This is a genomic window from Paenibacillus sp. EKM10P, assembly GCF_011800655.1.
GTDB classification, from domain to species: domain Bacteria; phylum Bacillota; class Bacilli; order Paenibacillales; family Paenibacillaceae; genus Paenibacillus; species Paenibacillus polymyxa.
In genome coordinates this window covers 203,540-229,409 of the sequence record NZ_JAALET010000002.1, presented here as the reverse complement: position 1 = coordinate 229,409, position 25,870 = coordinate 203,540, and the positions used below count along the sequence as shown (strand labels likewise).

Annotated in this window: 24 protein-coding genes and 1 riboswitch; of the genes, 20 read left to right on the top strand and 4 right to left on the bottom strand. The window is 44.0% G+C overall.

All coding sequences use genetic code 11. The features are described from left to right. Positions 1 to 20: 20 nt before the first annotated feature. From HFE01_RS06005 to HFE01_RS05955, 11 genes are all read left to right on the top strand, one after another. Entirely contained in the window at positions 21 to 416 is a 396-nt protein-coding gene (locus HFE01_RS06005; protein WP_044788154.1) for a hypothetical protein, read from the top strand. A gap of 1 nt (position 417) precedes the next feature. Beyond that, positions 418 to 972 (top strand): hypothetical protein, encoded by a 555-nt coding sequence (locus HFE01_RS06000; RefSeq protein ID WP_167438461.1) that lies wholly within the window; start codon positions 418 to 420, stop codon positions 970 to 972. Beyond that, positions 959 to 1,948 (top strand): hypothetical protein, encoded by a 990-nt coding sequence (locus HFE01_RS05995; RefSeq protein ID WP_167438462.1) that lies wholly within the window; start codon positions 959 to 961, stop codon positions 1,946 to 1,948. The genes HFE01_RS06000 and HFE01_RS05995 overlap by 14 nt, the downstream gene beginning before the upstream one ends. Before the next feature lie 455 nt (positions 1,949 to 2,403). Continuing rightward, a complete protein-coding gene (locus HFE01_RS05990) occupies positions 2,404 to 2,943 on the top strand; it encodes a cupin domain-containing protein (protein WP_102997997.1) in 540 nt (179 codons plus the stop codon). A gap of 687 nt (positions 2,944 to 3,630) precedes the next feature. Beyond that, the gene (locus HFE01_RS05985) at positions 3,631 to 5,184 is read left to right on the top strand and encodes an ABC-F family ATP-binding cassette domain-containing protein (RefSeq protein ID WP_013371468.1); all 1,554 of its coding nucleotides are present in this window, start codon (positions 3,631 to 3,633) and stop codon (positions 5,182 to 5,184) included. An 85-nt stretch (positions 5,185 to 5,269) separates the two neighbouring features. Further along, positions 5,270 to 5,378: riboswitch (TPP riboswitch) on the top strand. Between the two features lie 316 nt (positions 5,379 to 5,694). Continuing rightward, positions 5,695 to 6,288, top strand: a complete 594-nt coding sequence (locus HFE01_RS05980; RefSeq protein WP_167438463.1) for a thiamine phosphate synthase — start codon at positions 5,695 to 5,697, stop codon at positions 6,286 to 6,288. A 57-nt stretch (positions 6,289 to 6,345) separates the two neighbouring features. Next, the gene (gene thiO / locus HFE01_RS05975) at positions 6,346 to 7,494 is read left to right on the top strand and encodes a glycine oxidase ThiO (protein WP_167438464.1); all 1,149 of its coding nucleotides are present in this window, start codon (positions 6,346 to 6,348) and stop codon (positions 7,492 to 7,494) included. Continuing rightward, on the top strand, positions 7,491 to 7,694 hold the full coding sequence (gene thiS, locus HFE01_RS05970; protein WP_016821918.1) for a sulfur carrier protein ThiS: 204 nt from the start codon (positions 7,491 to 7,493) through the stop codon (positions 7,692 to 7,694). The genes thiO and thiS overlap by 4 nt, the downstream gene beginning before the upstream one ends. A 2-nt stretch (positions 7,695 to 7,696) precedes the next feature. Next, complete coding sequence (locus tag HFE01_RS05965) at positions 7,697 to 8,464, top strand: thiazole synthase (RefSeq protein WP_102997998.1); 768 nt, start codon at positions 7,697 to 7,699, stop codon at positions 8,462 to 8,464. Beyond that, entirely contained in the window at positions 8,461 to 9,519 is a 1,059-nt protein-coding gene (locus HFE01_RS05960) for a ThiF family adenylyltransferase (RefSeq protein ID WP_102997999.1), read from the top strand. The genes HFE01_RS05965 and HFE01_RS05960 overlap by 4 nt, the downstream gene beginning before the upstream one ends. 148 nt (positions 9,520 to 9,667) lie before the next feature. After that, the gene (locus tag HFE01_RS05955; RefSeq protein WP_016821915.1) at positions 9,668 to 10,360 is read left to right on the top strand and encodes a response regulator transcription factor; all 693 of its coding nucleotides are present in this window, start codon (positions 9,668 to 9,670) and stop codon (positions 10,358 to 10,360) included. A gap of 65 nt (positions 10,361 to 10,425) precedes the next feature. On the opposite strand, the gene HFE01_RS05950 is transcribed toward HFE01_RS05955, so the two are convergent. Together HFE01_RS05950 and HFE01_RS05945 are read right to left on the bottom strand one after the other, a co-directional pair. Continuing rightward, on the bottom strand, positions 10,426 to 10,926 hold the full coding sequence (locus HFE01_RS05950) for a C40 family peptidase (RefSeq protein WP_013371461.1): 501 nt from the start codon (positions 10,924 to 10,926) through the stop codon (positions 10,426 to 10,428). Between the two features lie 280 nt (positions 10,927 to 11,206). Beyond that, complete coding sequence (locus HFE01_RS05945; RefSeq protein ID WP_167438465.1) at positions 11,207 to 11,848, bottom strand: thiamine diphosphokinase; 642 nt, start codon at positions 11,846 to 11,848, stop codon at positions 11,207 to 11,209. 146 nt (positions 11,849 to 11,994) lie between these two features. On the opposite strand from HFE01_RS05945, the gene HFE01_RS05940 reads away from it, so the two are divergent. Next, the gene (locus tag HFE01_RS05940; RefSeq protein ID WP_013371459.1) at positions 11,995 to 12,459 is read left to right on the top strand and encodes a low molecular weight protein-tyrosine-phosphatase; all 465 of its coding nucleotides are present in this window, start codon (positions 11,995 to 11,997) and stop codon (positions 12,457 to 12,459) included. Positions 12,460 to 12,600: 141 nt separating this feature from the next. Here HFE01_RS05940 and HFE01_RS05935 read toward each other — a convergent pair whose 3' ends face one another. After that, positions 12,601 to 13,335 carry an alpha/beta hydrolase gene (locus HFE01_RS05935; RefSeq protein ID WP_016821912.1) on the bottom strand — a complete coding sequence of 245 codons (735 nt, stop codon included), beginning with the start codon at positions 13,333 to 13,335 and terminating at the stop codon, positions 12,601 to 12,603. A gap of 255 nt (positions 13,336 to 13,590) precedes the next feature. On the opposite strand from HFE01_RS05935, the gene pdhA reads away from it, so the two are divergent. The 8 genes from pdhA to HFE01_RS05895 all read left to right on the top strand — a co-directional run bounded on the left by pdhA (position 13,591) and on the right by HFE01_RS05895 (position 25,050). Beyond that, positions 13,591 to 14,658: a pyruvate dehydrogenase (acetyl-transferring) E1 component subunit alpha gene (gene pdhA / locus HFE01_RS05930; protein WP_013371457.1), complete on the top strand. Its 1,068-nt coding sequence runs from the start codon at positions 13,591 to 13,593 to the stop codon at positions 14,656 to 14,658. 100 nt (positions 14,659 to 14,758) lie between these two features. Then, positions 14,759 to 15,739 carry an alpha-ketoacid dehydrogenase subunit beta gene (locus tag HFE01_RS05925; RefSeq protein ID WP_013371456.1) on the top strand — a complete coding sequence of 327 codons (981 nt, stop codon included), beginning with the start codon at positions 14,759 to 14,761 and terminating at the stop codon, positions 15,737 to 15,739. A gap of 34 nt (positions 15,740 to 15,773) precedes the next feature. Beyond that, positions 15,774 to 17,387 carry a 2-oxo acid dehydrogenase subunit E2 gene (locus HFE01_RS05920; RefSeq protein WP_117290214.1) on the top strand — a complete coding sequence of 538 codons (1,614 nt, stop codon included), beginning with the start codon at positions 15,774 to 15,776 and terminating at the stop codon, positions 17,385 to 17,387. 3 nt (positions 17,388 to 17,390) lie between these two features. Then, positions 17,391 to 18,812, top strand: a complete 1,422-nt coding sequence (gene lpdA, locus HFE01_RS05915; RefSeq protein ID WP_017427720.1) for a dihydrolipoyl dehydrogenase — start codon at positions 17,391 to 17,393, stop codon at positions 18,810 to 18,812. A 249-nt stretch (positions 18,813 to 19,061) separates the two neighbouring features. Continuing rightward, entirely contained in the window at positions 19,062 to 19,856 is a 795-nt protein-coding gene (gene thyA / locus HFE01_RS05910) for a thymidylate synthase (protein ID WP_013371453.1), read from the top strand. Between the two features lie 17 nt (positions 19,857 to 19,873). Beyond that, positions 19,874 to 20,362 (top strand): dihydrofolate reductase, encoded by a 489-nt coding sequence (locus HFE01_RS05905; RefSeq protein WP_017427721.1) that lies wholly within the window; start codon positions 19,874 to 19,876, stop codon positions 20,360 to 20,362. A 237-nt stretch (positions 20,363 to 20,599) separates the two neighbouring features. Then, positions 20,600 to 22,087 (top strand): glutamate synthase subunit beta, encoded by a 1,488-nt coding sequence (locus HFE01_RS05900; protein WP_167438467.1) that lies wholly within the window; start codon positions 20,600 to 20,602, stop codon positions 22,085 to 22,087. 608 nt (positions 22,088 to 22,695) lie between these two features. After that, entirely contained in the window at positions 22,696 to 25,050 is a 2,355-nt protein-coding gene (locus HFE01_RS05895) for a type IA DNA topoisomerase (protein WP_107733525.1), read from the top strand. Between the two features lie 26 nt (positions 25,051 to 25,076). Here the strand turns inward: HFE01_RS05895 and HFE01_RS05890 are convergent, their stop codons facing one another. Further along, entirely contained in the window at positions 25,077 to 25,841 is a 765-nt protein-coding gene (locus tag HFE01_RS05890; protein ID WP_016820710.1) for an HAD family hydrolase, read from the bottom strand. Positions 25,842 to 25,870: the final 29 nt, after the last annotated feature.

Genomic DNA, 25,870 nt, shown 5'->3' with positions numbered 1-25,870 from the left:
GTTATAAGGGAGTCGTGAGTATGTCTGATCACGCTTCAAGTATGCTGCGGCTTGGTGTGTCAGTTATTCTATTTGTAACCGCATGTGCAGCAGCAGCAAACTTGTCCAGTCAACTGGATAGCGCACTGGAATTAAGGGCGCAGCAGGAGGAGCAATCTGAGGGGCGGATATCCCGAACTATGGAGGTGGAGACGCCGCAACGGATTAAAGGGGCTCAAGTCATCCAGACCATTCGCTTGAACTTGCAGGAGGGGATTTCGGTTCAAGTTGATGGTTCAGAGTACGATGTATATTCTGAACCGTTTGAGCCTGATGTATCTACCTTGGATGCTTCCTCTATATATGCCATCTACCCACAGCGTAATGGAAATGGAGACATAACATCTGTACGTTTTGAGAAATTGGGGGAGGACTGAAGTGGTTCAAACAATATCTAAGCTGTTGGGGGCACTGCTAGCTGTATTACTTTTGTACATCGTACCCGCAGCTCAAGCTGCTGAACGGCAGGATGATATATCCGGGTTAAATACATATCATTCGACTGTACATTTTGTTGATATGGTAAGAACCAAAGGTTACATTACACCGACGATGTATAACGATTTTATACGTGATCTGGAGCTGACAGGCAATACGTACGAAGTTCATTTGGAGCATATGCACAAAAAATATGTACCGAATTATGCAGATGCGGCGAAGCCAGACAGTTTTCTGGGTAATTATGAAGTTGTATACGATGGTTACTATAACCCGCAAATCTTACCTGTACTGTTTCCTGATCATTCGCACCCCAAGTCGGAACAGATACGTCGGTATACCTTGATGGCCGGTGATTATTTTACAGTACGATTATATAATACGAATCGGACTCCTGCGGATTTATACAAATCATGGCTTCTGGGTGGAATAGATAACGATAAGCCGGCAGTTTCAGCTTCTTACGGGGGCATGGTTTTGAATGAAGATTACTGATTTTGCAGTTATATTTATCCTACTCTTTTTGCCCTTTGGTGTGGTTAGTGATTTACGAGTGCAGAATCAGCGTGAAGTACAGCAGCTAGAAATGAAATATACGTCTGCTCTCCGTACCGCAGTTCAGGATGCAGGTGTTGTGCTCTCACAGAATGAACGTCAGGAACGCGAGGCCGGATATGGATCAGATAAGTTTTTTCGTGTAGATAAAGAAGAAGCGCTGGCCACGTTCTTGCACACTTTCTTCCTTAATATGGGCATTGATGGGGATACAGCAGCACAACGTGCGTTATTGAATTACATACCAGCTATTGTGATACTGGATTATGATGGTTATTATACGTTCGCTTCATCATCCTATAAAGATGCGTATGGACAAGCGGTTATAGGCCCCAAGTGGAGCGAAAAAAAGCCTTATGCCTATGTTGATTCCGCAGGCAATTGTGTGGGATTCACCCTGGATAATTATCTACATGCCTATGATGCGCAGAATCACAGATGGGTGGAGGGGTTTCAAAAAGAGCTTGAGGGTCAGACCCCCATTTCGTTACTGAATAATTCATTAACCTTTGAGCAAATACGCCGTTCCACCATTGTTCGCACCATTCAGGAAGATCTGGCTCGACTGATTAATGTCCATAACGAAAAAGCAGCACGGAATGGCATTTCCTATACGTTCACCCTACCACTCATTTCACAAGAGGAGTGGTATAACACAATAGATGATGTGGGTATGATCGCGTTTATCCAAGGTATTCCAGTTGGAGACAGGTATTACAATAACTATGGGTTTGGTGGTGGAAGAGTCGTCCGAAAGCAATCTATTATTGGTGGCATAGAACCGGGTACTGGAATGAAATATTTTTATAGAGATTCATATCCAACCCCTTTTCAAGCGACTGAGCGTTTTACGGATGAAAAATCTGCGGCAGCTGCTGGTTATTTTGAGTACCAATATCATAACAGCTTAAAATAATCACCCTCCGGGGTGGGTTTCGTATTATTAGGTCAACCAAAAGGTTGGCCTGTTTTAATAGGAGGTTAATATGCCGTTAGCCGGGAAGAACTTTGTTTTGAAATGGGCAGAGAAATAGACGAATCTCCAAGCCAAGCCGATAGCACCATAGAAGCAGTGCCAGCCTAGTCTTTTGCCTTTATGGTCACTGCTTTTTTAAAGAGTGAGTCAAATAAATGGAATTTAATACTCGACTTACCGGGGGAGTTCCAAAGAAGATGATACCAATTGGAAGTATGTGTTATTAAATGTAACTTTAAGTAATAACGTCTTTTGAAGTGAAGGACAAAAACGCTTGTGAATATTTTTGTCTTGGCCTCAATTAGGCTTTTGCCTATTGTCAAAGGTTTTTTAGTCCTTTATATAGGCAGCCGCATATGATAAGTAAACACTGAATCAAATAAAGGAGAATGAGTATGTACCATAAATCATGCCATCACTTTCCATGGCATATTCCTATGTATAACAGCTGTAATTACAATTATCGGAGTTATGATCCTCAATACTACAATTGGTATAATAACGACAGTAATCTCTATGAAAAGATAATATTAAGAGATTATGGACAAAGTCCATTTGTAGTGAATATGGACCAGGCTGCAAAACAAAACAAAAATTATCGTACCGCTATATGGACAGGAAAACATTTACAAGTGACTCTAATGAGCATTAATGTTGGCGATGATATCGGTTTAGAAGCTCATCCAACAACTGATCAATTCATACGTATTGAAGAAGGTCAGGGACTTGTTCAAATGGGGGATAGGAAAGACCAATTAGATTTTCAAGTGATGGCCTATGATGGCTATGCAATTATGATACCTGCTGGAAAATGGCACAATGTAATTAATACAGGAAATATGCCCCTTAAGATATACGTTATCTATGCACCGCCTGAGCATCCATTTGGAACAGTTCATGAATCAAAAGAAATTGCCATGTCTGCTGAAAGATAAATAAATCCAATTATATTTTATTTCTTCCCGGTCCGGAACCCAGGCCGGGATAATTACATTTTCTCCATTTTATTATTCCTTCGATACTCATGAGGACTGTCTACATAGAGTTCTGTTTTTTAATTGTTATTAGAACTTATCAATTATTAAGGTATTCATTATTTGGAATTGTAAGCTTATGTATACTTACTTCAACGCTGTTCCAACATTTTAGAACTAAGCTTGAAGCTTAAATTGCCAAAAGAAGCAAAGAAACTCCTTATGTACCTACCGAAGAGGAGCTTAAGCGCTAATTCTATATGATTTAGCAAGCGAAAAACCTTCAAGACATATTGATTGTCAATACGTTGCTATTTACCGACTTTTGGGAAGCGAGTTGACCAATATCAAGTTGGCCAATATCAATTTCTACTACTTTCAAATCCGGTTTAATAAGGGTAAGGAGGGCAAGAAAAATAAGCCATGTCCTTAGTGTATATTTTCATTAAAATGTTGGTGGAACCCTTGACTAACATTAGCTGGCTTTCTTTTTTTAGGCCTATCCATCTGAAAACCTTAAAATTCGCTGTTTTCAATGTTCCGATAAGGGTGCCGAATGTGCTACAATAAAGCTTTGAAAGAAACGAAAGATTGATGAAATAAGAACACTCGGCAGTGCCGATGACAATAAGGAGCCAAAAACAGCTTATGAGTTTATTGACTGTAGAAAATGTATCCCACAACTTTGGGGACCGTGCATTATTTAAAAATGTTTCCTTTCGATTACTTGCGGGGGAACGTGTAGGATTGGTAGGAGCTAATGGTGTTGGTAAATCGACACTCATGAACATTCTGACTGGAAAATTGCTTAAAGATGAAGGCAAAGTGGAATGGACTCCACGTGTACGTTATGGCTATCTGGATCAGCACACCAAGCTGACGCCGGGCAAAACAGTACGTGATGTATTAAAAGACGCTTTTCTTCCTTTGTTGGAACTAGAAAAGGAAATGATGCAAATTACAGACAAAATGGGAGAGGCTTCTCCCGAAGAGTTGGAAGTTTTGCTGGAACAGATGGGAGAAATTCAAGAGCAATTGGATATGGGGGATTTTTACCTCATTGATGTGAAGGTTGAAGAAATGGCGAATGGATTAGGTCTCTCTGCCATCGGACTGGATCGGGATGTAGCAGCACTTAGTGGTGGGCAACGGACAAAGGTGCTTCTTGCTAAGTTGCTGTTGGAAAAGCCAAATGTATTGCTGCTGGATGAGCCTACCAACTATTTGGATGTGGAGCATATTGAATGGCTTACGCGATATTTGAAGGATTATCCCTATGCCTTTATCCTCATCTCACATGATACTGAATTTATGAACCAAGTCGTTAATGTAATCTACCATCTTGAATTTGCTAAGATGACCCGCTATTCAGCTAACTATGAAAAGTTTCTTGAAATGGCGGATCTGAACAAAGCACAGCATATTGATGCATATGAGAAGCAGCAGGAATATATTAAGAAACAGGAAGATTTTATTCAGCGCAATAAAGCGCGCGCATCTACATCAGGCCGTGCAAAAAGCCGTGAAAAGCAGCTTGATCGGATCGAACGTATTGATAAGCCTGAAGAAGCTGCAAAGCCAACCTTTCAGTTCAAAGAAGCCCGTGCGAGCGGGAAAACGGTTTTTGAGGGTATTGATTTTGAAATTGGCTACACTCATGCCCTTTTGCCTAAAATGTCCATGACGATCGAACGTGGCGAAAAGATCGCAATTGTTGGCTGCAATGGTGTTGGTAAGTCTACGTTGCTCAAAACCATTCTCGGGAAAATACCTCCAATCAGCGGAAAAACCTATCAAGGGGATTTCTTGCAGCCTGCTTATTTTGAACAGGAAGTAAAGGCGGAGAAAATTACACCGATTGACGATGTATGGAATGAATTTCCGCATTTGAATCAGCATGAAGTACGAGCGCATTTGGCGCGCTGTGGTTTGAAGAATGAGCATATCACCCGGCCTTTGTCTGCGCTTAGTGGTGGAGAACAGGCTAAAGTTCGCCTTTGTAAACTGTTAATGCGTGAGAGCAACTGGGTACTGTTTGATGAGCCTACCAACCACTTGGATGTCAAAGCAAAGGATGAACTCAAACGCGCTTTGAAGGAATACAAAGGGACCGTATTGCTTGTATCCCACGAACCGGACTTTTACGAGGATTGGGTAACCAAAACGTGGAATGTAGAAGAGTGGTCTAGTAAAGTTAACTAAAATCCAGTTCTGACAGATTTCACACAAGGTGGGGTTTGCAGAATTAGGAAAATATGCTAAGCTATCTTTAGCTGATACAATAAAATAGTCACACTAGGGGAGCCGCCCATGCGGCTGAGACGAAATAAATGGATTTCGGACCCTTTGTACCTGATCTGGGTTATGCCAGCGTAGGGAAGTGAGTACTGTACAAACAAGGTAGTAGCTCTTTACTTTTGTTTGCGCAGGGAACGATATACGTTTACGGATATAATAGTCCGTTCGATTTTGAACGTTTGTCAAGCCACTTCCTTTGGGAAGTGGCTTTTTGCGTTTCGTTCATCTTCATTTGTTCGAGCTTCCGTAGACGGATTTACATATGATCTCCTTTCATTATTGCTGGTACATGTGGCTGGCTCCGTATGATATTACCCAATAGGGAGCTGCAACAATATAGTTCAGCTTATACGATTATTTTATATTTTTTAGTCCAAGTGAGGTGAAAATGAGATCGAATTACACGTAATTACGATGGAAAGTGTCTCCTGTGTGGATGTACCCAAAGTGGCTGCCGCTATTTGTCCTTATATTCATTATGTACACGCACGTTCGAAACAGAAGGGTGCCTCTGCTTTGCTTTCTTTGACTCGTAGCATGATCGAGCAGGAAGTTCCTTTGCAGCAAATTGTAGTAAATGACCGTATGGACGTAGCTTTACTTACCTTGGCAAGAGCTGTCCAGCTACCAGCTAATGGGTTATCTGTGATGGATGCGAAAAGTCTGCTTCCAGTGGGTACACGCTGTGGAGTGTCTGTACATTCCTTGGAGGAGGTGCAGACCGCTGAGCAGGGGGGAGCAGACTATGTACTATTTGGTCATGTATATGAGACCTATTGTAAGGCCGGTCTTGTACCGCGGGGTGTAGCACAGCTTGAACGCATTTGCAGATTGTCGGCCATTCCGGTGATAGCGCTGGGAGGCATACAACCTCATCATGTTCCAGAGCTCTATCATGCCGGAGCAAGCGGAATTGCGGTGATGTCTGGTATATGGGAAGCAGAGTCACCCGTTGCAGCAGCGATGGAATATAGGCGAATGGTAAATCTTGTAGTTCGCGACCTGTAGCAAGAAAACGAGACGAAGGGAAAGCAGAATGCTCACCGGAGAGGAGACACGGAACATATGTCAAAGACACATACAGAGAAAAAAGCAATAGGACACGCAGAATGCTTGGTCATAGGCGGAGGTGTGATCGGCAGTGCCATTGCTTATCATGTGGCTAAGGAGGGACGAAGTACAATTATGCTGGAACGATGGATCCCCGGTGAGGGAGCATCAGGAGCAGCGGCGGGAATGCTGGCAGCGGAAAGCGAAGAGTTCTCAGACCTTGAGCTGGCGCGATTTGCTCGCGCAAGTCGAGATGCATTCCCTGACCTTGTCTGTGATTTGGAGCGTTTATCGGGTATTTCAGTTGATTTTCGTACAGAAGGTTTTGTGACCCCTTTTCGTTCAGAAGCAGAGGGCCAAAGGCGCTGGAATGCTGCGAATATCCGAGAGGATGATAGCCCTATTTGGTGGGATGCCAGGGAATTGGCTCGACGGATTCCGGGCTTGGCAGATCAAGTAATTGGGGCTATATACCGATCAAAGGAGACACAAGTGGCCCCTGTTCAGCTTTGCCGTGCTTATGCAGGGGCAGCTGCGGTGCTGGGAGCAACAATATGGTCTGGAACTCATGCTGAGGAACTGATCATACAGGACGGCCGAGTTTGCGGTGTGCGAACGGATAGTGGATTTTTTTCCTGCGATCAGGTCGTGATTGCCGCAGGCTTGGACAGCTTGAAATTGCTAGAACAAATTGGATTTGATTATCCTCTTTATCCAGTCAAGGGTGAAGTGGTATCAGTCTCCTTGAAGGACCATCCGTTGGATTATACCATTTATGCCGATGATGTTTACCTCGTGCCTAAACAGAATAACGAGCTTTGGATTGGGGCTACGAGTCTTCCACATCAATATGACAAAGAGGTGACCGTAGGAGGCTTAAAAGGACTGTTAGTACGTGCATCTGCCTGGTTGCCGCGTGTACAAGAAGCTTCTTTTATACGTGCTTGGGCGGGCTTACGTCCACAGGCAGCTGCGGAGCGTCCTTTCATTGGCCCTGTTCCTGGAGTAGAGGGCGTCTATGCTGCAGTCGGGCATTATCGTAACGGTGTCTTGCTTAGTGATGCGACTGGGCGAGCGATGGCAGCTATGCTTAAAGGGGCTGATGCGGCTGGACTTGGAATAAGCAAATTTTCTTCTGAACTCCTCAAGGAGGAAAGCTTATGAAGCTGATCATTAACGGACAGAGCATGACCATTTCTAATCGAATCACTCATGTGGATCAATTGCTGCATGAACTTGATTTAAAGGTGAAAACCGTAGTGGTAGAGCTGAATCGGCATATATTGACCCGTGAAGATCATCATGAGACGGTACTTAAGGATGGAGATTGCCTAGAAATCGTACATTTTGTAGGAGGCGGTTGATCATGTTAACCATTGGAAAAGCATCATTTACCTCAAGGTTGTTGCTGGGAACAGGGAAATTTTCGGATCTGGATATCCAATCCCAGGCTGTAGAGGCTGCTGAGACGGAAATATTAACGTTCGCTGTGCGCAGACTGAATTTGGAGGAACGGGATAAGCAACATTTTCTTGATACGCTAGATTTGAGCCGGTATACACTTCTTCCCAACACAGCAGGAGCAACAACAGCAGAAGAGGCAATCCGTATTGCCAAGTTGGCAAAAGCCTCTGGCTTGTGCGACATGATTAAGGTGGAAGTCATTGGGGATAGCAAAACGCTGTTGCCTGACCCTTTTGAAACGTTGAAGGCTAGTGAAAAACTGCTAGAGGAAGGCTTTGTCGTACTGCCCTACATATCGGATGATGTGATACTAGCAAAGAGGCTGCAAGAGCTTGGAGTACATGCCATTATGCCTGGTGCCTCACCGATTGGTACAGGACATGGTTTGCTCAATCCGTTTTCATTAGAGTTAATTATTGAGCAAGCAGAAGTTCCGGTTATCGTCGATGCAGGTATTCGCTCACCTGGTGACGCAGCAATGGCGATGCAGTTGGGAGCAGATGGTGTTCTCCTAAATACAGCTGTGTCGGGAGCGAAGAACCCTGTGAAAATGGCTGAGGCCATGAAGCTGGCTGTGCGTGCAGGCAGATATGGTTTTGAGGCAGGGATGATACCTGTAAAACGATATGCTTCAGCGAGCAGCCCAACAGAAGGCATGGTTCAAGGATGAGGATATCTGAAAAATCCGGTGCTGGAACACCACAAATTGATCGTTATTCCAGACAGGAAAGGTTTGCACCCTTTGGGCCTGCAGGCCAACGCCGGCTTGCTTCTTCTCACGTACTAATCATAGGTGTTGGAGCGCTGGGTACAGGCATTGCAGAAACGCTAGTTCGTGGAGGCGTAGGTACGGTAAGTCTCGTAGACCGGGATTATGTGGAATGGAGCAATTTGCAGCGCCAGCAGCTTTTTCAGGAAAGTGATGCAGCGCAAAGGTGTCCCAAAGCAATAGCGGCCCAGCGAAGATTAAAGGTTATTAATTCGCAAACAGTCATCCATGCACATGTTTTGGATGTTGGGGTAGAAGAGCTGGAAGAGTTGATCCAGGGGGTGGATCTCATGATGGATGCAACCGATAACTTCGATACTCGGCTTCTTATGAACGACATGGCTCTCAAGCATCATATTCCTTGGATTTATGGAGGATGTGTGGGTAGCTACGGTGTAACTTACACTTTTTTACCGGGTCAAACACCTTGTCTACACTGTCTGATGGGAACTGTACCGTTTGGAGGAGAAACATGTGATACAGCCGGCATTATTCCGCAGGCAGTACAAATGGTCACCGCTAATCAGACTACAGAAGCTTTCAAACTTCTTGGTGGATATCCCGAGGACTTGAGAGGAAAATTGCTTTCGTTTGATTTGTGGAAAAATGAATATGTAGCAATAGCAGTGGATCGTCTCAAAAAGTCGAATTGTCCTTCTTGCGGTAGCCAACCGACTTATCCCTATTTATCGACCTCTCATCGGCAGAAAACAGATGTTTTGTGCGGTAGGGATACCGTTCAAATAAGACCTGCCAACCGGATATATCTGAATCTCGCAGAGATAGCAGATAGATTTGCAGCATTAGGCGAGGGAAACGTAGAGTGGAATTCGTATCTGGTTTCCTTTAGTGTGGGAGAGCATCGCTTGGTGGTTTTTGCAGATGGCAGAGCGCTGATCCATGGGACAAAGGACGTGGCCAAAGCAAGAAGTCTATATCATCGTTATTTGGGCTAAAAACCATAAACCTTAAAGCAGAAAGCCATTCTTCAGAGAATGATTTTCTGCTTTTTTGTTACACTAATACAAATATGTTTAATGGCTTATAACAAACTTGTTCGTATCCAATATGTAATGCGATGTCCAAACCAGGTGGGTGAAAAAGATGAGCCCGTTAATTGTACTTGTGGATGAAAATGAAGCGCCCGCTGTATTCGTTCGTCCATTGGAGCAGGCAGGTTATCAGGTGGTTCATGTTCGTAATACGTCGGATGTACGCTCTTATATAGCTCAGCATCCTGTGAGTTTGCTACTCCTAAACATTAAAGATGAACAGGCGGGCACTCAAGGTTTGATTCGCATTTTGCAGCAGAACCATCCTCATGTCCCGATACTTGCAATGATTTCATCAGATGAAGAGGCACATATGGTTTCCTGCTTTGAACAAGGAGCTCATGATGTAATGGTAGTGCCCTTTTATCCTAGAGTTCTTCAGGCTAGAGTGGCTAATTTATTACGAATTTTTGGTGTTGAACGTGATGTGAAAAGGGCAATCGAAGCGGGGGATATACATATAGACACTGCAAGCAGAATGGTGAGCAGAGGGGAGCGAAAACTGGAATTAACTCCGAAAGAATTCGATCTTTTGCTACATCTGGCAATACATCTTAACCAAGTTTGCAGCAGGCAGCAAATTTTAAAAGATGTTTGGAAACATGATTATATCGCTGATACGAACGTAGTAGATGTGTACATCAGGCATTTAAGGGTTAAAGTAGATAGAGGACAAAAGTTTAAAATGATTCGAACGGAACGAGGTATTGGCTATTCACTCAGAACGCCAACCGAAGCAAAATAGCATAAGTTATATAAAAAAAGCCGGAACTTTTCGTCCCGGCTTACCTATTTCAAATGAGTGTTACATTACAGCACGCGACGTGCTTTAATGTATGTTCTTTTCCAGTTGCCAGAGTTTAAATCAGAGATGGTCACCCCAGGTCCGCCGTAAGTGTGTAAAATTTTACCCCCGCCCATATATACTGCTACGTGAGTAATGTTACGTCCTGTGGCACGGCTACCGCTTGAAAAAAACACTAAGTCCCCTTTTTTCAAATTGGCCTTGGATACGGCATGTCCGACTTTAGATTGTTGAACAGAAGTACGCGGCAAATCGACTCCATATTTCTTGAATATGTGCTTCATGAAAGAAGAACAGTCAAAATTGCGTGTGGTGCTTGTGGAAGCTCCAAACTTATAAGGAGTACCCATATATTTTTTGCCGTAGTTAATTACTTTTTGACCTACGGTAGTAGTAGCAGTAGCAGCTTGTGCTGTATTTGTTCCCTCTATGGCAAAAGTACCAAAGCCGATCGTGGCAGCGACTCCTGCTATAATTACCTTTTTTATGATTTTATGCATATTCATGTTGTAAATACCTCCAAAAATTGATTTGTGCAATAATTTGCTGAGTTGCTAACTAACTGACAGCGTTGAGTATAACAGTTTTGAAGCCACCTAATAGTTGGAAAACTACTCTCAAATGCTTGAGGGACAAGGCTTACGTCGTAATTATTAAAAAACGATTAAAAATTACAATTTGTAAAAAATAAAATGATTCTAGAACCTGTGAAAACGGAAAAACCCTTGTTAATCAAGGGTTTTGAGTGGGTGAACAACTTTTGAAATAGTTACAACAATGTCATAATTAATCCTTGCTTTGAATAACGAGTAGTAGACCGCTTTTAATAGAAATTGTACCTTTTGCAGCCGTTAGCTTATTGCTAACACCACGTGATTGTCCCATTTTAAGGGATGCATTATGAAGTGGATACATAAATCCTTCCAGTTGTATACCTGTTACTTCGGCGGTCATTGGAATCAGCGATGCATATGTATAGCCCATAGGCTGGATCTCGAGCGTTGATCCGGTCAGCTCGATATAATTATGTGCGTCCATGATAGCGCAACTAATATGATGCTGCATAGCCCGTACTAATATTTGAACATTGGCTAATGTGTGGTCCATCCGAGTACCAGTCACACCGAGCATGAGTACATGATCTGCTTGTTCGTCCATAGCGATTTCTAAAGCGAGTTCTGTATCTGTTAGGTCCTTAAGTACTGGATCACACGCAAGCATACGTTGGCTTGCTGATTTTACCCTTTCTTGTTCCTCTGAAGTAATCGAATCAAAATCTCCTACAGAGACATGAGGCGTAATACCGTGTTCTATCAGGAACAGGGCACCTTTATCTGCACCTATAATAAAATCATCGGGTTGTATTTGTTGTAAATCTTCTTCATTAAGACGACCGCCTGAAAATACAATGGCTCGTTTTTTCGTCATATCCAACATCCTTTCATTCTGCATACGGTCCCATATATACGATCATTTTAAGTATACCGCGATAAATATGGCTTGCACAATTTTGGAGGACCTGGCTACAATGGAACAGAAAAAAGAAGTGTGACGTGAATAGGAAGGGGAACGAAATGATTAACGTTTTGTTTGTGTGTTTGGGCAATATTTGCCGCTCTCCCATGGGGGAGGCAATACTGAGACATAAAGCAAAGGAACGGGGATTAGACGCAGAAATCCGGGTGGACTCGGCTGGAACAGGCGATTGGCACATTGGAAATCCTCCGCATGAGGGAACGCTAAAGCAGCTTAAACTGCACGGAATCAGCGAACAAGGCATACAGGCACGGCAAATAACGGATCGTGATTTTGACGCGTTTGATTATATTGTGTGCATGGATGACTCTAATGAACGAAATATGCGTAAACTTGCAGGTGGAGCTGATGCTGATATTCTAAAATTCATGGATTTGCTTCCCCAAGAAAAGTTAAGAGAAGTACCCGACCCATATTTTACCGGAAATTTTGAAGAGACCTATCGATTATTGGACGCGGGATGCGAGGCCTTGCTGGACAAGATCATAGAAGAAAAGCTATAATGTGAACGACAGATGACGGCAATCGTTGCCGTTTTTCGTTATACATTTTTGAAAGCGCAACCAAATCATAAAAAAGAGGAAGGAGCCTTATGACCTCCTAGGTCAATGCTCCATTCCTCATCATGCTGGGATGTTTTTTACTCAGGCACGATCCAAAAAATACATTAGCGCGTCAGGCAACTCGTTTTGCCAAAAGCCCCATAAATGTTTGCCATCCTTTTCACGGTAAGAAACTTCGGCGTTCCGCTCGCGCAGTAAATCTGCGCATTGACGGTTCAGCTCTACAAAGTTGTAAATGCCGGTATCACTCTCAAAAGCATCTTCCTGAAGGCCAACTGTCATCCAAACATTTAGATGCGACAGTTCTTTCTCACGGGCAATAATTTCTTGCGAAGCTTCATAGTAGGCACCTGAGAGGCTGATAATACGATTAAACAGCTCAGGATACAATAGCGCCAAATGCAAAGACACACTGCCTCCCAGTGAATCTCCAGCAAGAATGCGGGAAGCTGCATCTTTTCTTATAGGATACTTTTGTTCCACATAGGGAATAATCTCTTCTGCAAAACAGGCAGTGTATGCCTCAAAACGATTGCCGAAGGGAGCGTACTCCTGAGTTCTGATTTTGGTGTTCACTTCTACACCTACAATAATGAAGGGTTCCACGCCTTCATCCAGTATGAGACGGTTGGCGTGTGTTGCAATGCGTCCAAAGTTGAAGAATTCCTCTCCATCCTGACAGTAGACGACAGGGTAGCTCAATATTTCATTATAGCCGGGCGGCAAATAAATCCGAAGAATTCGGGTTTCGCCAAGTAAGCGGCTGTCTACTTCGTCTTTAAGGATAGTTCGTTTTAAATACCTAGAATCCGTCATTTTTCGTCACCTTTCTTGGGTATTATTTTGCATTAAGGATCACAATAAGTTAAGATTACCCTGATTGCAATAGATGTTTAAAATTTCAATCATGTACTAAGCTGTTATAGTAAAAAACACACCCTGTTACATACACAAAAATGTGGCAAACTCAAAAAAAATAACTAAATCTTTGACGCGAGCGATATAACAGGTGTATAATAATCCTATAACAGCGGAACTTGATATTCAAATTTTTTTGTTGAGGTGAAGAAAATGAGCAAGGTTCCTTATGAAGTTTACACAGAGGAAGTTGAGGCTCTGTCCGTGCTTTCTCCGGATGGTGAAATTATCAATAAAGATAAATTGCCTAAACTTACAGATGATCAATTGAAAGAAATTATGTATCGTATGGTATTTACACGTACTTGGGATGACCGTGCTGTTAACTTGGGCCGTCAAGGACGTCTCGGCTTCTACGCTCCGGTATCCGGACAAGAAGCAACAATGGTTGGTAGTGAATTTGCGCTCCAAAAAGAAGACTTTATTGCACCAGGCTACCGAGATATTCCGCAACTCGTTTGGCATGGCCTGCCATTATATCAAGCTTTCTTGTATTCCCGTGGTCATCAACACGGTGGTCAAATTCCGGACGGCGTTAACGTATTGATGCCGCAAATTATCATTGGTGCGCAAATTCTGCACGCTATGGGTATTGCAATGGGCTACAAACTGAAAAAACAAAAACAAGTCGTCATTACATATACAGGCGACGGCGGTTCTTCCGAAGGTGATTTCTACGAAGGTCTGAACTATGCTGGTGTGTACAAGTTGCCAGTTATTTTCTTTGTGCAAAATAATGGTTACGCGATCACAACGCCATTCTCAAAACAAACAGCTGCTCTTTCGATCGCTCATAAAGCAGTAGCTGCTGGTATTAAAGGTGTTAAAATTGACGGTATGGACGTGCTTGCAGTTATTAAAGCCGTTCAAGAAGCTGCAGAGCGTGGACGTAATGGCGAAGGCGCAACATTGATTGAAGCCGTTACTTACCGTTTCCGTCCGCATTCCCTTTCTGATGATGCGACGAAATATCGTTCTAAAGAAGAAGAAGGCGAATGGAATGCAAAAGATCCAATTGCCCGCTTTGCGAAATATCTTGAGAAAAAAGGTCTTTGGACTGAAGAAGATACAGCTCGCGTAAAAGAAGAAGCTAAGGCAAAAGTGAACGAAGAGATCAAAAAAGCCGAGAAAACAGAAAAAATGACAATTCCTGGCCTGATCGATAGCATGTTCGAAACTACGCCTAAGCATTTGGAAGAACAAAAAGCTGATTTTAAATAATTGAACTTGAAAGAGACCGGGCGGCAACCCGATCCGGTCTGCTTTTCGATTGACCTGAACTGAAATTGATCTGTCAATGTTTAAGGAGGAAATGAAGCAAATGGCACAAATGAACATGAAAGAAGCGATTCGTGACGCACTGCGCGTAGAGTTGAAACGCGACCCTAACGTCCTGCTTTTCGGTGAAGACGTAGGTCATGTAGGTGGCGTATTCCGCGCTACAGAAGGTCTGCAAAAAGAATTTGGCGAAGAACGTGTATTCGATACTCCGCTGGCGGAATCCGCAATCGGGGGTCTTGCTGTCGGTCTGGGTATCCAAGGATTCCGCCCTGTAGCTGAAATCCAGTTCGTAGGCTTTATCTTTGAAGCACTCGATCAAATGGCAATTCAAGCATCCCGTATGCGTTACCGTTCCGGTGGACGTTACAATTCTCCAATCGTATTCCGTACACCTTTTGGTGGCGGTGTTAAGGCAGCCGAGCTGCATACAGATTCTTTGGAAGGTCTTTTGACTCAAACACCAGGTATTAAGGTTGTTGTTCCTTCCAACCCTTACGATGCAAAAGGTCTTATGATCGCGTCTATTCGCGATAACGATCCAGTATTTTTCATGGAGCATTTGAACCTGTACCATGCATTCCGTGCTGAAGTTCCTGAGAATGATTATACAGTTGAACTGGGCAAGGCTAATGTAGTTCGTGAAGGTTCTGATGTAACGATCATTACTTACGGTATGATGGTACACACTTCAGTTAAGGCTGCTGAAGAGCTGGAAAAAACAAAAGGTATTAAAGTGGAAATCATTGATTTGCGTACAATCAGCCCGATTGACATTGATACCATTGTTGCTTCCGTTCAAAAAACAAATCGTGCCATCGTTGTTCAAGAAGCGCAAAAGAGTGCCGGTGTTGCTGCTGAAGTTATTGCACAAATTAACGAAAAAGCAATCCTGCATCTGGAAGCACCAGTTCTGCGTGTAGCAGGTCCGGATACCGTTTATCCATTTGCTCAAATTGAAGATACTTGGTTGCCAACGCCAACACGTATCATTGATGCGGTTAATAAAGTATTGGAATTTTAATTAAAGCACACCGTAAATTTGGGAGGTTTTAAACGTGGCAAAATTTGAATATAAATTCCCGGAGCTGGGTGAAGGTCTTCACGAAGGCGAAATCATCAAGATGCACATCAAGCCCGGCGACAAAGTAACTGATGATGATATCATCATGGAAGTACAAAACGACAAGGCTGTAGTTGAAGTTCCATGTCCGGTTAATGGTACGGTTCAAGAAGTATTTGCCAAAGACGGAGACATCTTCAACGTAGGTCAAGTTGTAGCTGTCATCGACGCAGAAGGTGAACTTCCTGAACAAGAAGATGCACCGGAAGCACCAGCAGCTAGCCCTGAGCCAGTTGCTGCTGCACAAGGCGGAGCTGCAGGTGCAGCTAGATTTGAATATAAATTCCCAGAGCTGGGTGAAGGTCTTCACGAAGGTGAAATCATCAAGATGCACATCAAGCCCGGTGACAAAGTAACTGATGATGATATCATCATGGAAGTACAAAACGACAAGGCTGTAGTTGAAGTTCCATGTCCGGTTAATGGTACGGTTCAAGAAGTATTTGCCAAAGACGGAGACATCTTTAACGTAGGTCAAGTTGTGGCTGTCATCGCTGCTGAGGGTGAACTTCCTGAGCAAGAAGAAGCACCAGCTGCTGTTAAACAAGAAGAGGATGCTGCAAAAGGTGGAGCGAACACGCAACCAGGTGCAACACCTGCTGCTTCAAATAAAGACGTACTGGCTACACCTAGCGTCCGCAAATTTGCACGTGAGCAAGGTGTTAACATCGCTCAAGTGAGTGGCTCCGGCAAAAACGGTAAAATCACTAAAGAAGATGTAGAAGCTTTCAAAAATGGCGGAGGCCAAGCGGCTGCACCAGTAGCGAAAGAAGCTGCAAAAGCGCAAGAGCCAGCTAAAAAAGAAGCGAAAGCTGCAGCACCATCCGCACCAGCTGCAGATCCGCGTGCTGAGGAAGAACGCGTACCATTCAAAGGTATCCGTAAAGCAATTTCCAATGCTATGGTTAAGTCAGCTTACACAGCTCCACACGTTACAATTATGGATGAAGTGGATGTAACCGAGCTGGTTGCTTTCCGTACTCGTATCAAACCAATTGCAGAGAAGAAAGGCACAAAAGTAACTTACCTGCCGTTCATCGTAAAAGCTTTGGTTGCTGCTTCCCGTCAATTCCCGGCTCTGAATGCCTCGATCGACGAAGAAGCTAACGAAATTGTCTACAAAAAATACTACAACATCGGTATCGCTACTGATACAGACAACGGCTTGATCGTTCCTGTTATCAAAGATGCTGATCGTAAGAGTATCTGGATGATTGCTGATTCCATTCGTGATCTGGCTGTACGCGGTCGTGATGGTAAATTGGCTGCCAATGAGATGAGAGGAAGCACGATTTCCATCACGAACATTGGTTCCGCAGGCGGTATGTTCTTTACTCCAATCATCAACTTCCCTGAAGTTGCAATTTTGGGTACTGGCCGCATCAGTGAAAAAGCAGTCGTGAAAAACGGTGAAATTGTTGCCGCTCCAGTAATGGCTCTTTCCCTGAGCTTTGACCACCGTATTATTGACGGTGCAACTGCTCAAAACTTCATGAACTATATCAAACAGCTGCTCGCTAACCCTGAGCTGCTTGTAATGGAGGTGTAATCAATGGTAGTAGGAGACGCTTCTCTGGATATTGACACATTGGTTATCGGTGCGGGTCCTGGCGGCTATGTAGCTGCCATCCGTGCCGCACAATTGGGACAAAGCGTATTGATCGTTGACAAATCTGAGCTGGGCGGTGTCTGTCTGAACCGTGGATGTATTCCATCCAAAGCTTTGATCTCTGCAGCTCATCAATACGAAGCAGCTAAACATGGCGAAACTTTCGGTATTACGGCTGAAAATGTAAAAGTAGATTTTGCTAAAACGCAAGAATTCAAAAACGGCGTTGTTAAGAAAATGACTGGCGGCGTAAGCGGCTTGCTCAAAGGCAACAAAGTCGAAGTTTTCAACGGTGAGTGCATGTTCATCAACGAAAACGAAGCGCGTGTATTCAACGAACATGAATCACCACGTTACCGTTTTAAAAATGCAATTATCGCAACAGGCTCCCGTCCTATCGAATTGAAGCCATTCCCGTTTGGCGGACGCATTCTGTCTTCTACTGAAGCATTGAACCTGCCTGAAATTCCGAAAAGCCTGATCGTTATCGGTGGTGGATATATTGGTGCAGAGCTTGGACAAATGTATTCCAAATTCGGTTCCAAAGTAACTATTATTGAAGGTATGGATACTGTTCTTCCTGGCTTCGATAAAGATATGACTTCCATCGTTTCGAAAAGCATGAAGAAAACAGGTATCGAAATCTTCACTGGCGCTAAAGCGGAAAGTGCGGAGCAAACTGATAAAAATGTAACAGTGAAATTCTCTGTTAACGGTGAAAGCAAAGAAGTAACTGCTGAGTACCTGCTTGTAACTGTTGGACGTCGTCCAAATACAGACGGTGAACTGGGTCTGGATTTGATCGGTGTAGAACTGGATGAACGCGGAATGGTGAAAGTTGACCACCAAGGACGCACAAGCATCCCTCACATCTTCGCAATCGGCGATATTGTTCCTGGTCTTGCTCTGGCTCACAAAGCTTCTTACGAAGGTAAAGTAGCTGCTGAAGTAATTGCTGGCCAACCATCTGTTGTAGACTATAAATGTATTCCGGCTGTTGTGTTCACAGATCCAGAATGCTCTAGCGTAGGCTACACAGAGACACAAGCTAAAGAAAAAGGCTATAATGTCAAAGTTGGCAAGTTCTCTTATGGAGCAAACGGTCGTGCCGTTTCCCTGAACGCTGCTGAAGGCTTTGTAAAAATCGTAGCTGACGCAGATACAGGTCTGGTACTGGGTACGCAAATCGTAGGTCTGGAAGCTTCCAACCTGATTGCTGAGCTGGGTCTGGCGATTGAAATGGGTGCTACACTCGAAGATATCTCCTTGACTATCCATGCTCACCCTACACTGGGCGAACTTGTGATGGAAGCTGCAGAAGTCGTAATGGGTCATCCGATCCACGCATTGGCGCCACGTCGCTAATTCCATTTCATTATCTTGTTTTTGGTTTTCATACATGAAAAAAGAGGCAAGGAGCGCTATATCTGCGCTCTTTGTCTCTTTTTTTCAAACTTTAAGATTATTGGACTATCATGAAAATTCACACAGCACATGGTCAAAAAAGTACTCTACATGATAAACTAAATATAGATTAATGGGGTAGATCGAGAATTTTAAAAATTAAAAATTGACGATGCTGTTTTTTATTCATGCTCAAAGGAGAGAAACAACGTGCGCAACTACTTGGAATTGTTGGAGGATATTTTAGAGAACGGAGTGAAAAAAGAGGATCGGACAGGGACGGGAACATTATCTGTGTTCGGAAGGCAACTTCGTTTTGATCTGGCCAAGGGCTTCCCGTTGGTGACCACTAAAAGAGTACATTTGAAATCCGTTATACATGAGCTGTTATGGTTTTTGCGAGGGGATACCAATATTGCTTATCTCAAGGAGAATGGAGTTAGCATTTGGGATGAATGGGCAGACGAGCAGGGGAATCTGGGACCTGTGTATGGATCGCAATGGCGCGCATGGGAAACACCGGACGGACAACATATTGATCAAATTGCGAATGTCATTGAGGCTATCAAAAACAATCCGGATTCACGTCGACATATCGTCAGTGCTTGGAATGTGGCTGAAATTGAATCGATGAAGTTGCCACCATGTCATTTTGTATTCCAGTTCTACGTAGCTGGAGGAAAGTTATCCTGTATGCTGACGATGCGTTCAGTGGATACTTTCCTTGGACTGCCATTCAACATCGCTAGTTATGCATTGCTGACGCATATGGTTGCACAGCAGTGCGGTTTGGAGCCCGGAGAGTTTATTTGGTCAGGCGGCGATGTGCATATTTATTCAAACCATATACAACAAGTGCATACGCAGTTGGAACGTGACCCATATCCGTTACCACAGTTAAAAATCCTGCGCAAACCGGAATCCATTTTTGATTACACTTACGAGGATTTTGTTTTTGAGAATTACGAGCATCACCCAGGGATCAAGGCGCCTGTCGCCATCTGATTAGAGGAGGTGGAAAGATGAGCATTTCGATGATATGGGCTATGGCACAAAATGGTGTGATTGGCCGGGATAACAGTCTTCCTTGGCGCCTTCCCAGAGACATGGCCTTCTTCAAAGAGCAGACGATTAATAAAACGGTACTCATGGGACGCAAAACGTGGGAATCCTTTGGCGGGAAAAGCCTACCAAACCGCCGCAACGTCGTTTTGACTCGAGATGAGCGCTATCAGGCGGAAGGTGCGGAAGTAATCCATACGCTGGAAGAAGGGCTCCAACTTGCCCAGAAAGAAGAGCTAATGGTCATTGGCGGAGCGGAGATTTATTCACTGTTTTGGCCACATGCTGATCGGCTGATTGTGACTCGAATTGAGGAGACTTTTGAAGGTGATACGACGTTTCCTGAGCTGGATTGGAGCGGCTGGAGTATAGTCAGTGAGACGCCAGGTATCAAGGACGACAAAAACCTGTATGATTACCGTTTTGTTGTTTACGAGAGAACAGGATAACAATAGATGAACTCGACCTAGCTCATTTGAAAAATTAATAAACCATATAAAAAATCCTTTTGGCTGTAGATGCAGAAAGTTGCATAAGTTTTCATTACTTTTACGCTGTATTGTGATACAATAAATCAAATTCAACGAGAACAGACCCTTTCATAACACAAACAGACAAGTTCGAATTTGATTAGAATTCTGAATGGATGATCGGGGTTCATAAGCGAAGAGATGGGGGAACGTAACATGTCTACACCAACTGGATTTATGGAATACACACGACAACTTCCTACAGACCGGGACCCGGCAGAGCGTATAAAGGATTGGGAAGAATTCCATAAGCATATGTCTGAAGAAGAGCTGCGTACCCAAGGGGCGCGTTGTATGGACTGCGGAACTCCTTATTGTCATACGGGGATGGATCTCATGGGAGCAACTTTAGGCTGCCCGGTTCATAATCTTATTCCGGAATGGAACAATCTCGTATATCGTGGTTTGTGGAAGGAAGCGTTAGATCGGCTGCACAAAACGAATAACTTCCCCGAATTTACGGGGCGTGTCTGTCCTGCGCCATGTGAAGGCTCATGTACTGTTGGCCTTATCGGGCAGTCTGTTACCATTAAGACAATTGAGGAAGCGATTATCGAAAAAGGTTTTGAGGAAGGCTGGGTTGTTCCTAACCCGCCAGAAAAACGTACAGGAAAACGAGTGGCTGTTGTCGGCTCGGGTCCTGCGGGATTGGCTGCGGCAGCACAGCTCAACAAAGCAGGACATAGCGTGACTGTGTACGAGCGTGCAGATCGTATAGGTGGGTTACTGATGTATGGAATCCCATCCATGAAGCTGGATAAGAAGGTTGTACAGCGCCGTGTAGATTTGCTGGAGGCTGAAGGTATCCAATTCATCACGAATACGGAAATTGGCAAGGATATCCCTACTGAGCAGTTGGTTGCCGACTATGATGCAGTTGTGCTATGCGGTGGATCTACAAAGCCGAGAGAATTCAATATTGAAGGTAGCGATTTGAATGGTGTTCATTATGCTATGGATTATTTGAATGGCACCATCAAGAGTTATCTGGATTCCAACCTCGAAGATGGCAACTATTTGTCCTCCAAAGGTAAGGACGTTATTGTTATCGGTGGCGGTGATACAGGTTCGGACTGTGTAGCTACTTCTTTGCGGCATGGTTGCCGGAGTGTCACTCAATTTGGCACACACACCAAAGCTCCGCTGGAACGTGATCCGATTGCGAATCCTTGGCCGCAGTTTCCGAATGTGTACTCTCTCGATTATGCACAGGAAGAAGCGAAAGCGTTGTTCGGAGAAGACCCGCGTGAGTTCTCCATCATGACAACCAAATTTGTGGGTGATGAGAATGGCAATCTGAAAGAACTACACACCATTCAAATTCAACGTATTGTTGATGAAACTGGACGTAAAATTTATCAACCGATTCCAGGTACGGAACGCGTATTTCCGGCACAAATTGCGCTGATTGCAATTGGATTTGATGGGCCTGAGCAAACGATTGTGAAGGAAATAGGTTTGGAAACAGACCGCCGTTCCAATGTTAAGGCACGTCATGGGAAATATGTGACGAATGTGGATAAGGTGTTTGCTGCAGGTGACATGCGCCGTGGGCAGAGTCTTGTCGTGTGGGCTATTAATGAAGGCCGAGAAGCAGCACGTGAAGTTGATAAATACCTCATGGGTGCTACTGTTTTGGTATAATTATAAATTATTATGTTACGTTACGAATCAAGTAAAGGCTCCATCTTAGGATGGGGCTTTATTTGTGTTTAAAGCTTTATCACTAGTCGTTGTTGAAACCAATTTTCTAGTGAGGTATACAAAACGTTGTAAATTCAATGTTATATAAATTAACTTAAAATTAACTTTTTAATCATGTAGTTGTTGTCTAAAATAATCATAACATAAATGAGGACGGCGTGTGTAGCCTTTTCAAAGAAAAATACATTTATTTCACAAAATAATTAGATGAAAACTTAAATTGTGTAATATAAATTAACATTAATATTACACAAGTTTGCTAATAGTGCAGTTTTATTTTGGGTTTTCTATATTTATATTGCTTTAAAAGGAAGATGACATGATCTTTTCGAAGGTTACATAAAATCATGACCTGAGAGAATCATGATATCTATGGTATAATAGACGTACATTGTTGAAGCGCTAGACTAAATGAATTTACAAAGGAGCTTTCGCCGGGAGAAGGCTCCTTTTGCATGAGGCCAGGAACCTGTGTTTTCATTTGCGTTCCATGTATATCTATGATTCATGGAGGAGAAACAGAAGGCCGTCAGGAAGGAATGGAATGAATGAAGACGTTGATTATTGCTGAGAAACCAGATATGGGGCGGACAATTGCCGCTGTTATGGAGCCGCGTGCTAAAAATAACCGTACCTATTTGGAAGGGGAGAAATACATTGTAACCTGGGCGATCGGTCATTTGTTGGGGCTTGCTGAACCGGATGCTTACGATGCTAAGTACAAACGATGGAATATTCAAGATCTTCCGATTATCCCTGAACAATTCAAAATCGTACCTAATCCGAAAACAAAAGATCAGCTAAAAATGATTGGTGAGCTGGCCAAACGCTGCAATGCTATCGTGAATGCTTGTGATGCTGGACGGGAGGGGCAATATATTTTTGCGTTAATTCAGCAGCAGTTGAAGCTACGACAGCCGGTTAAGCGATTGTGGATCTCGGACTTGACGGCGGAAAGTATTGCGACTGGCTTTGAACGATTGCGAGATGCCTCGGAGTTTGAATTCCTGACTCAAGCTGCGCGGGCACGAAGTGAAGCGGACTGGCTGATTGGCATGAACGCCTCCAGAGCGTTCACAACACGACATAACACCTTGCTGTCGGTAGGACGGGTGCAGACTCCCGTGTTGGCACTAATTCATGATCGAGAAAAGGAAATAGAAGCATTTCAGTCCCAAACCTTCTATGACGTATGGGCTGAGTTCAAACAAGATCAGATTAAGTACAAAGGGGCATGGCAGGGTGATCGGCTGACGAATCCGGAAGAAGCTGAGGGGATCGCTGCGGCGGTACGCGGGAAAGAGGGTAAAATTACCAAATATGATACGAAGCAGACAAAGGAGTATCCTTTTAAATTATACGATTTGACGCTGCTTCAACGCGAGGCGAATGCCAAGTACGGTTATTCGGCTAAAAAAACGCTGGATGTGGCACAAGCGCTTTATGAGCGTCACAAGGTCATTTCCTATCCGCGGACCAACTCTAATTATGTGACAGAGCAGAATATAGACGGCATGCATAAGGCATTACGGATGCTGGGGACAGGCCCTTATGCTGATCTGGTACAACAAGCAAACCCTAATTTGGTCCATAAACAGAATAAATCGGTCTGCAATCCGTCTCGTGTTGAGGATCATCATGCTATTTTGCCGACGTTAAAAAGGCCGGGAACGCTAAGCAAGGAGGAACAAAATATATATGACCTGGTTATTCGTAGGTTTCTGTCGCATTTTTTTCCGCCGGCTGAATATAAAATGCATACCGTAATGACGCAGGTGGACAAGCATCTGTTTAAAACTAATATTAAGGAGCTTCTGTCCTTGGGATGGAAAGTGGTTTTGAGCAAGGCTGATCAGGATAAAGGTAAAAAGAGCAAAACATCCAAAAAAGAGGATGAAGAGGAAACGGACGAGTGGACGGACAAGAAGTTTGAAATTGATGCAGGGCGTCCGGTAGATTGTGTTCGCGCTGAGATGAAAGAAAAGGCGACTCAGCCTCCTAAAAGCTACACGGAGGGCACATTGCTTAAAGCGATGGAAAGCGCGGGAAAGCAGATGGAGAATGAGGAATTACGCGAGGTTATGAAGGATGCTGGATTAGGTACACCTGCGACACGGGCCGCCACAATTGAACGATTAAAGAAAGTCGGCTACATTGAGATGAAGGGCAAAAAGATTCTGATTACGGATAAAGGAAAGATGGCTATTGACCTGATCCGTCATGCCGGGGTAGATCTATTAGCTTCACCGGAGATGACAGGTCAATGGGAACGCCGTCTTCATCAAATTTCCAAGGGTGAGGCAGCTCAGGAGAAGTTTATGGATAACGTTAAAAGATTTACGTTGTCCATCATTGATAAGGTAAGGCAGCAGCCACCTGCTCCCGCAAATGCCTTTGGCGAGGAGGCAAGGAGTAATCGCTCGGGAGGAAAGACGAACGCCCGCGGCGTAGGTACGAGTGGACGTGCCACCACCGCCAAAGGAAGAGACCGCACAGCATCGGGAGGCGGTAGCAGTGCAGGAAGTGCTGCGCTAAAGCAAGCATCAGCGCCAATAAGTCGCAGTTCGACTACAAAAGCAGTGCGGAGCTCATCTGATAGACAGTCAGATAATTCAGCAAGCCAAAGGCAGGCGTTAGGCAGCTGCCCGTGCTCCAATTGCGGTGGAAGCATTATTGAAGGCCGCAAAGGGTATGGGTGTAGCCACTTTAAGCAGGGCTGTGGTTTTGTCATTTGGAAGGAATATGCGGGCAAGCAGATTACCGAAACGATGCTCAAGTCCCTGCTCGCCAAGGGGCAGACGCAATTGTTGTCTTTTAAACGTAAAGATGGATCGACCGTCAAAGCGCGGATTGTTCTGGATGTGCCAGGAACAGGACAACTTAGCGTTCGTGAGGATGCCTGAGGTAGGAGTATCAACAAAAAAGGACCCTATCCGAGGGTCCTTTTTTGTTGATGCAATTGTATGCTTTCGTGGATCACCCGTGGCACTTCTGTTAGCTTCTGTATAGTATACATCACAGAGTTCACGTTTTTTTGCAATTCAACCATATTGTAAATCCATTCTTTGGGCTGCTTAAGATACACAGCGTGAATACCTGCCGCAAGGGCTGGAGATACGTCGGTGCGTAAAGAATTCCCAATCATCCAGGTAATGTTTCGGTCCAAGCGATTCATTTGGATGATTTCTTCCAGTGCATCTACATTTTTATGCTGGCGAATGTAGATACGGTCATCAAAGTAAGTAGCCAGCTTCATTTGTTCAATCTTTCTTTCTTGAATGACCTGCTCACCCCCAGTGTAAAGATGAAGGGAATGCCCTGCTTTTTGGAGTGAATTTAACGTTTCGGCCATACCTGGATACGGTTCGATTTCCTGCTCGTACACACTTCGGCCAAGCGAGCGAAGCTCCTGCTCTTCCCGAGAATCCGTACGGCGTCCAAATTGTTCCGAGAAAAACTGGTACGTATCTATTAGGGATTGTGGAAAATGCTCGCTGGCAAAACCCACCTGATGGACTCCAGCCACATCAATTTCGATTTGTTTTTCACGGATCGAATTTCTCGTTAGGTTATGAGCTGCAAACCATTCCTGAAGCAAATCGAAAAAGTGGTTGAGAATAAGATCGAAATACTTGTTGCAGTGGACCAAAGTGTCATCAAGATCAAATAAAATGTGCTGCTTCGGATACGACATGATGCATACTCCTTCCAAGCCAAAGCTTT

What these genes read in the sequence shown, in the direction of transcription:
- pdhA (WP_013371457.1), top strand. Translation starts at nt 13,591, where the DNA reads ATGAGCAAGGTTCCTTATGAAGTTTACACAGAGGAAGTTGAGGCTCTG.
- HFE01_RS06005 (WP_044788154.1), top strand. Translation starts at nt 21, where the DNA reads ATGTCTGATCACGCTTCAAGTATGCTGCGGCTTGGTGTGTCAGTTATT.
- thiS (WP_016821918.1), top strand. Translation starts at nt 7,491, where the DNA reads ATGAAGCTGATCATTAACGGACAGAGCATGACCATTTCTAATCGAATC.
- HFE01_RS05985 (WP_013371468.1), top strand. Translation starts at nt 3,631, where the DNA reads ATGAGTTTATTGACTGTAGAAAATGTATCCCACAACTTTGGGGACCGT.
- HFE01_RS05995 (WP_167438462.1), top strand. Translation starts at nt 959, where the DNA reads ATGAAGATTACTGATTTTGCAGTTATATTTATCCTACTCTTTTTGCCC.
- HFE01_RS05960 (WP_102997999.1), top strand. Translation starts at nt 8,461, where the DNA reads ATGAGGATATCTGAAAAATCCGGTGCTGGAACACCACAAATTGATCGT.
- HFE01_RS05935 (WP_016821912.1), bottom strand. Translation starts at nt 13,335, where the DNA reads ATGACGGATTCTAGGTATTTAAAACGAACTATCCTTAAAGACGAAGTA.
- HFE01_RS05905 (WP_017427721.1), top strand. Translation starts at nt 19,874, where the DNA reads ATGAGCATTTCGATGATATGGGCTATGGCACAAAATGGTGTGATTGGC.
- HFE01_RS05940 (WP_013371459.1), top strand. Translation starts at nt 11,995, where the DNA reads ATGATTAACGTTTTGTTTGTGTGTTTGGGCAATATTTGCCGCTCTCCC.
- HFE01_RS05945 (WP_167438465.1), bottom strand. Translation starts at nt 11,848, where the DNA reads ATGACGAAAAAACGAGCCATTGTATTTTCAGGCGGTCGTCTTAATGAA.
- HFE01_RS05965 (WP_102997998.1), top strand. Translation starts at nt 7,697, where the DNA reads ATGTTAACCATTGGAAAAGCATCATTTACCTCAAGGTTGTTGCTGGGA.
- HFE01_RS05895 (WP_107733525.1), top strand. Translation starts at nt 22,696, where the DNA reads ATGAAGACGTTGATTATTGCTGAGAAACCAGATATGGGGCGGACAATT.
- HFE01_RS05890 (WP_016820710.1), bottom strand. Translation starts at nt 25,841, where the DNA reads ATGTCGTATCCGAAGCAGCACATTTTATTTGATCTTGATGACACTTTG.
- HFE01_RS05925 (WP_013371456.1), top strand. Translation starts at nt 14,759, where the DNA reads ATGGCACAAATGAACATGAAAGAAGCGATTCGTGACGCACTGCGCGTA.
- HFE01_RS05955 (WP_016821915.1), top strand. Translation starts at nt 9,668, where the DNA reads ATGAGCCCGTTAATTGTACTTGTGGATGAAAATGAAGCGCCCGCTGTA.
- HFE01_RS05990 (WP_102997997.1), top strand. Translation starts at nt 2,404, where the DNA reads ATGTACCATAAATCATGCCATCACTTTCCATGGCATATTCCTATGTAT.
- thiO (WP_167438464.1), top strand. Translation starts at nt 6,346, where the DNA reads ATGTCAAAGACACATACAGAGAAAAAAGCAATAGGACACGCAGAATGC.
- HFE01_RS05950 (WP_013371461.1), bottom strand. Translation starts at nt 10,926, where the DNA reads ATGAATATGCATAAAATCATAAAAAAGGTAATTATAGCAGGAGTCGCT.
- HFE01_RS05900 (WP_167438467.1), top strand. Translation starts at nt 20,600, where the DNA reads ATGTCTACACCAACTGGATTTATGGAATACACACGACAACTTCCTACA.
- lpdA (WP_017427720.1), top strand. Translation starts at nt 17,391, where the DNA reads ATGGTAGTAGGAGACGCTTCTCTGGATATTGACACATTGGTTATCGGT.
- HFE01_RS05980 (WP_167438463.1), top strand. Translation starts at nt 5,695, where the DNA reads ATGGAAAGTGTCTCCTGTGTGGATGTACCCAAAGTGGCTGCCGCTATT.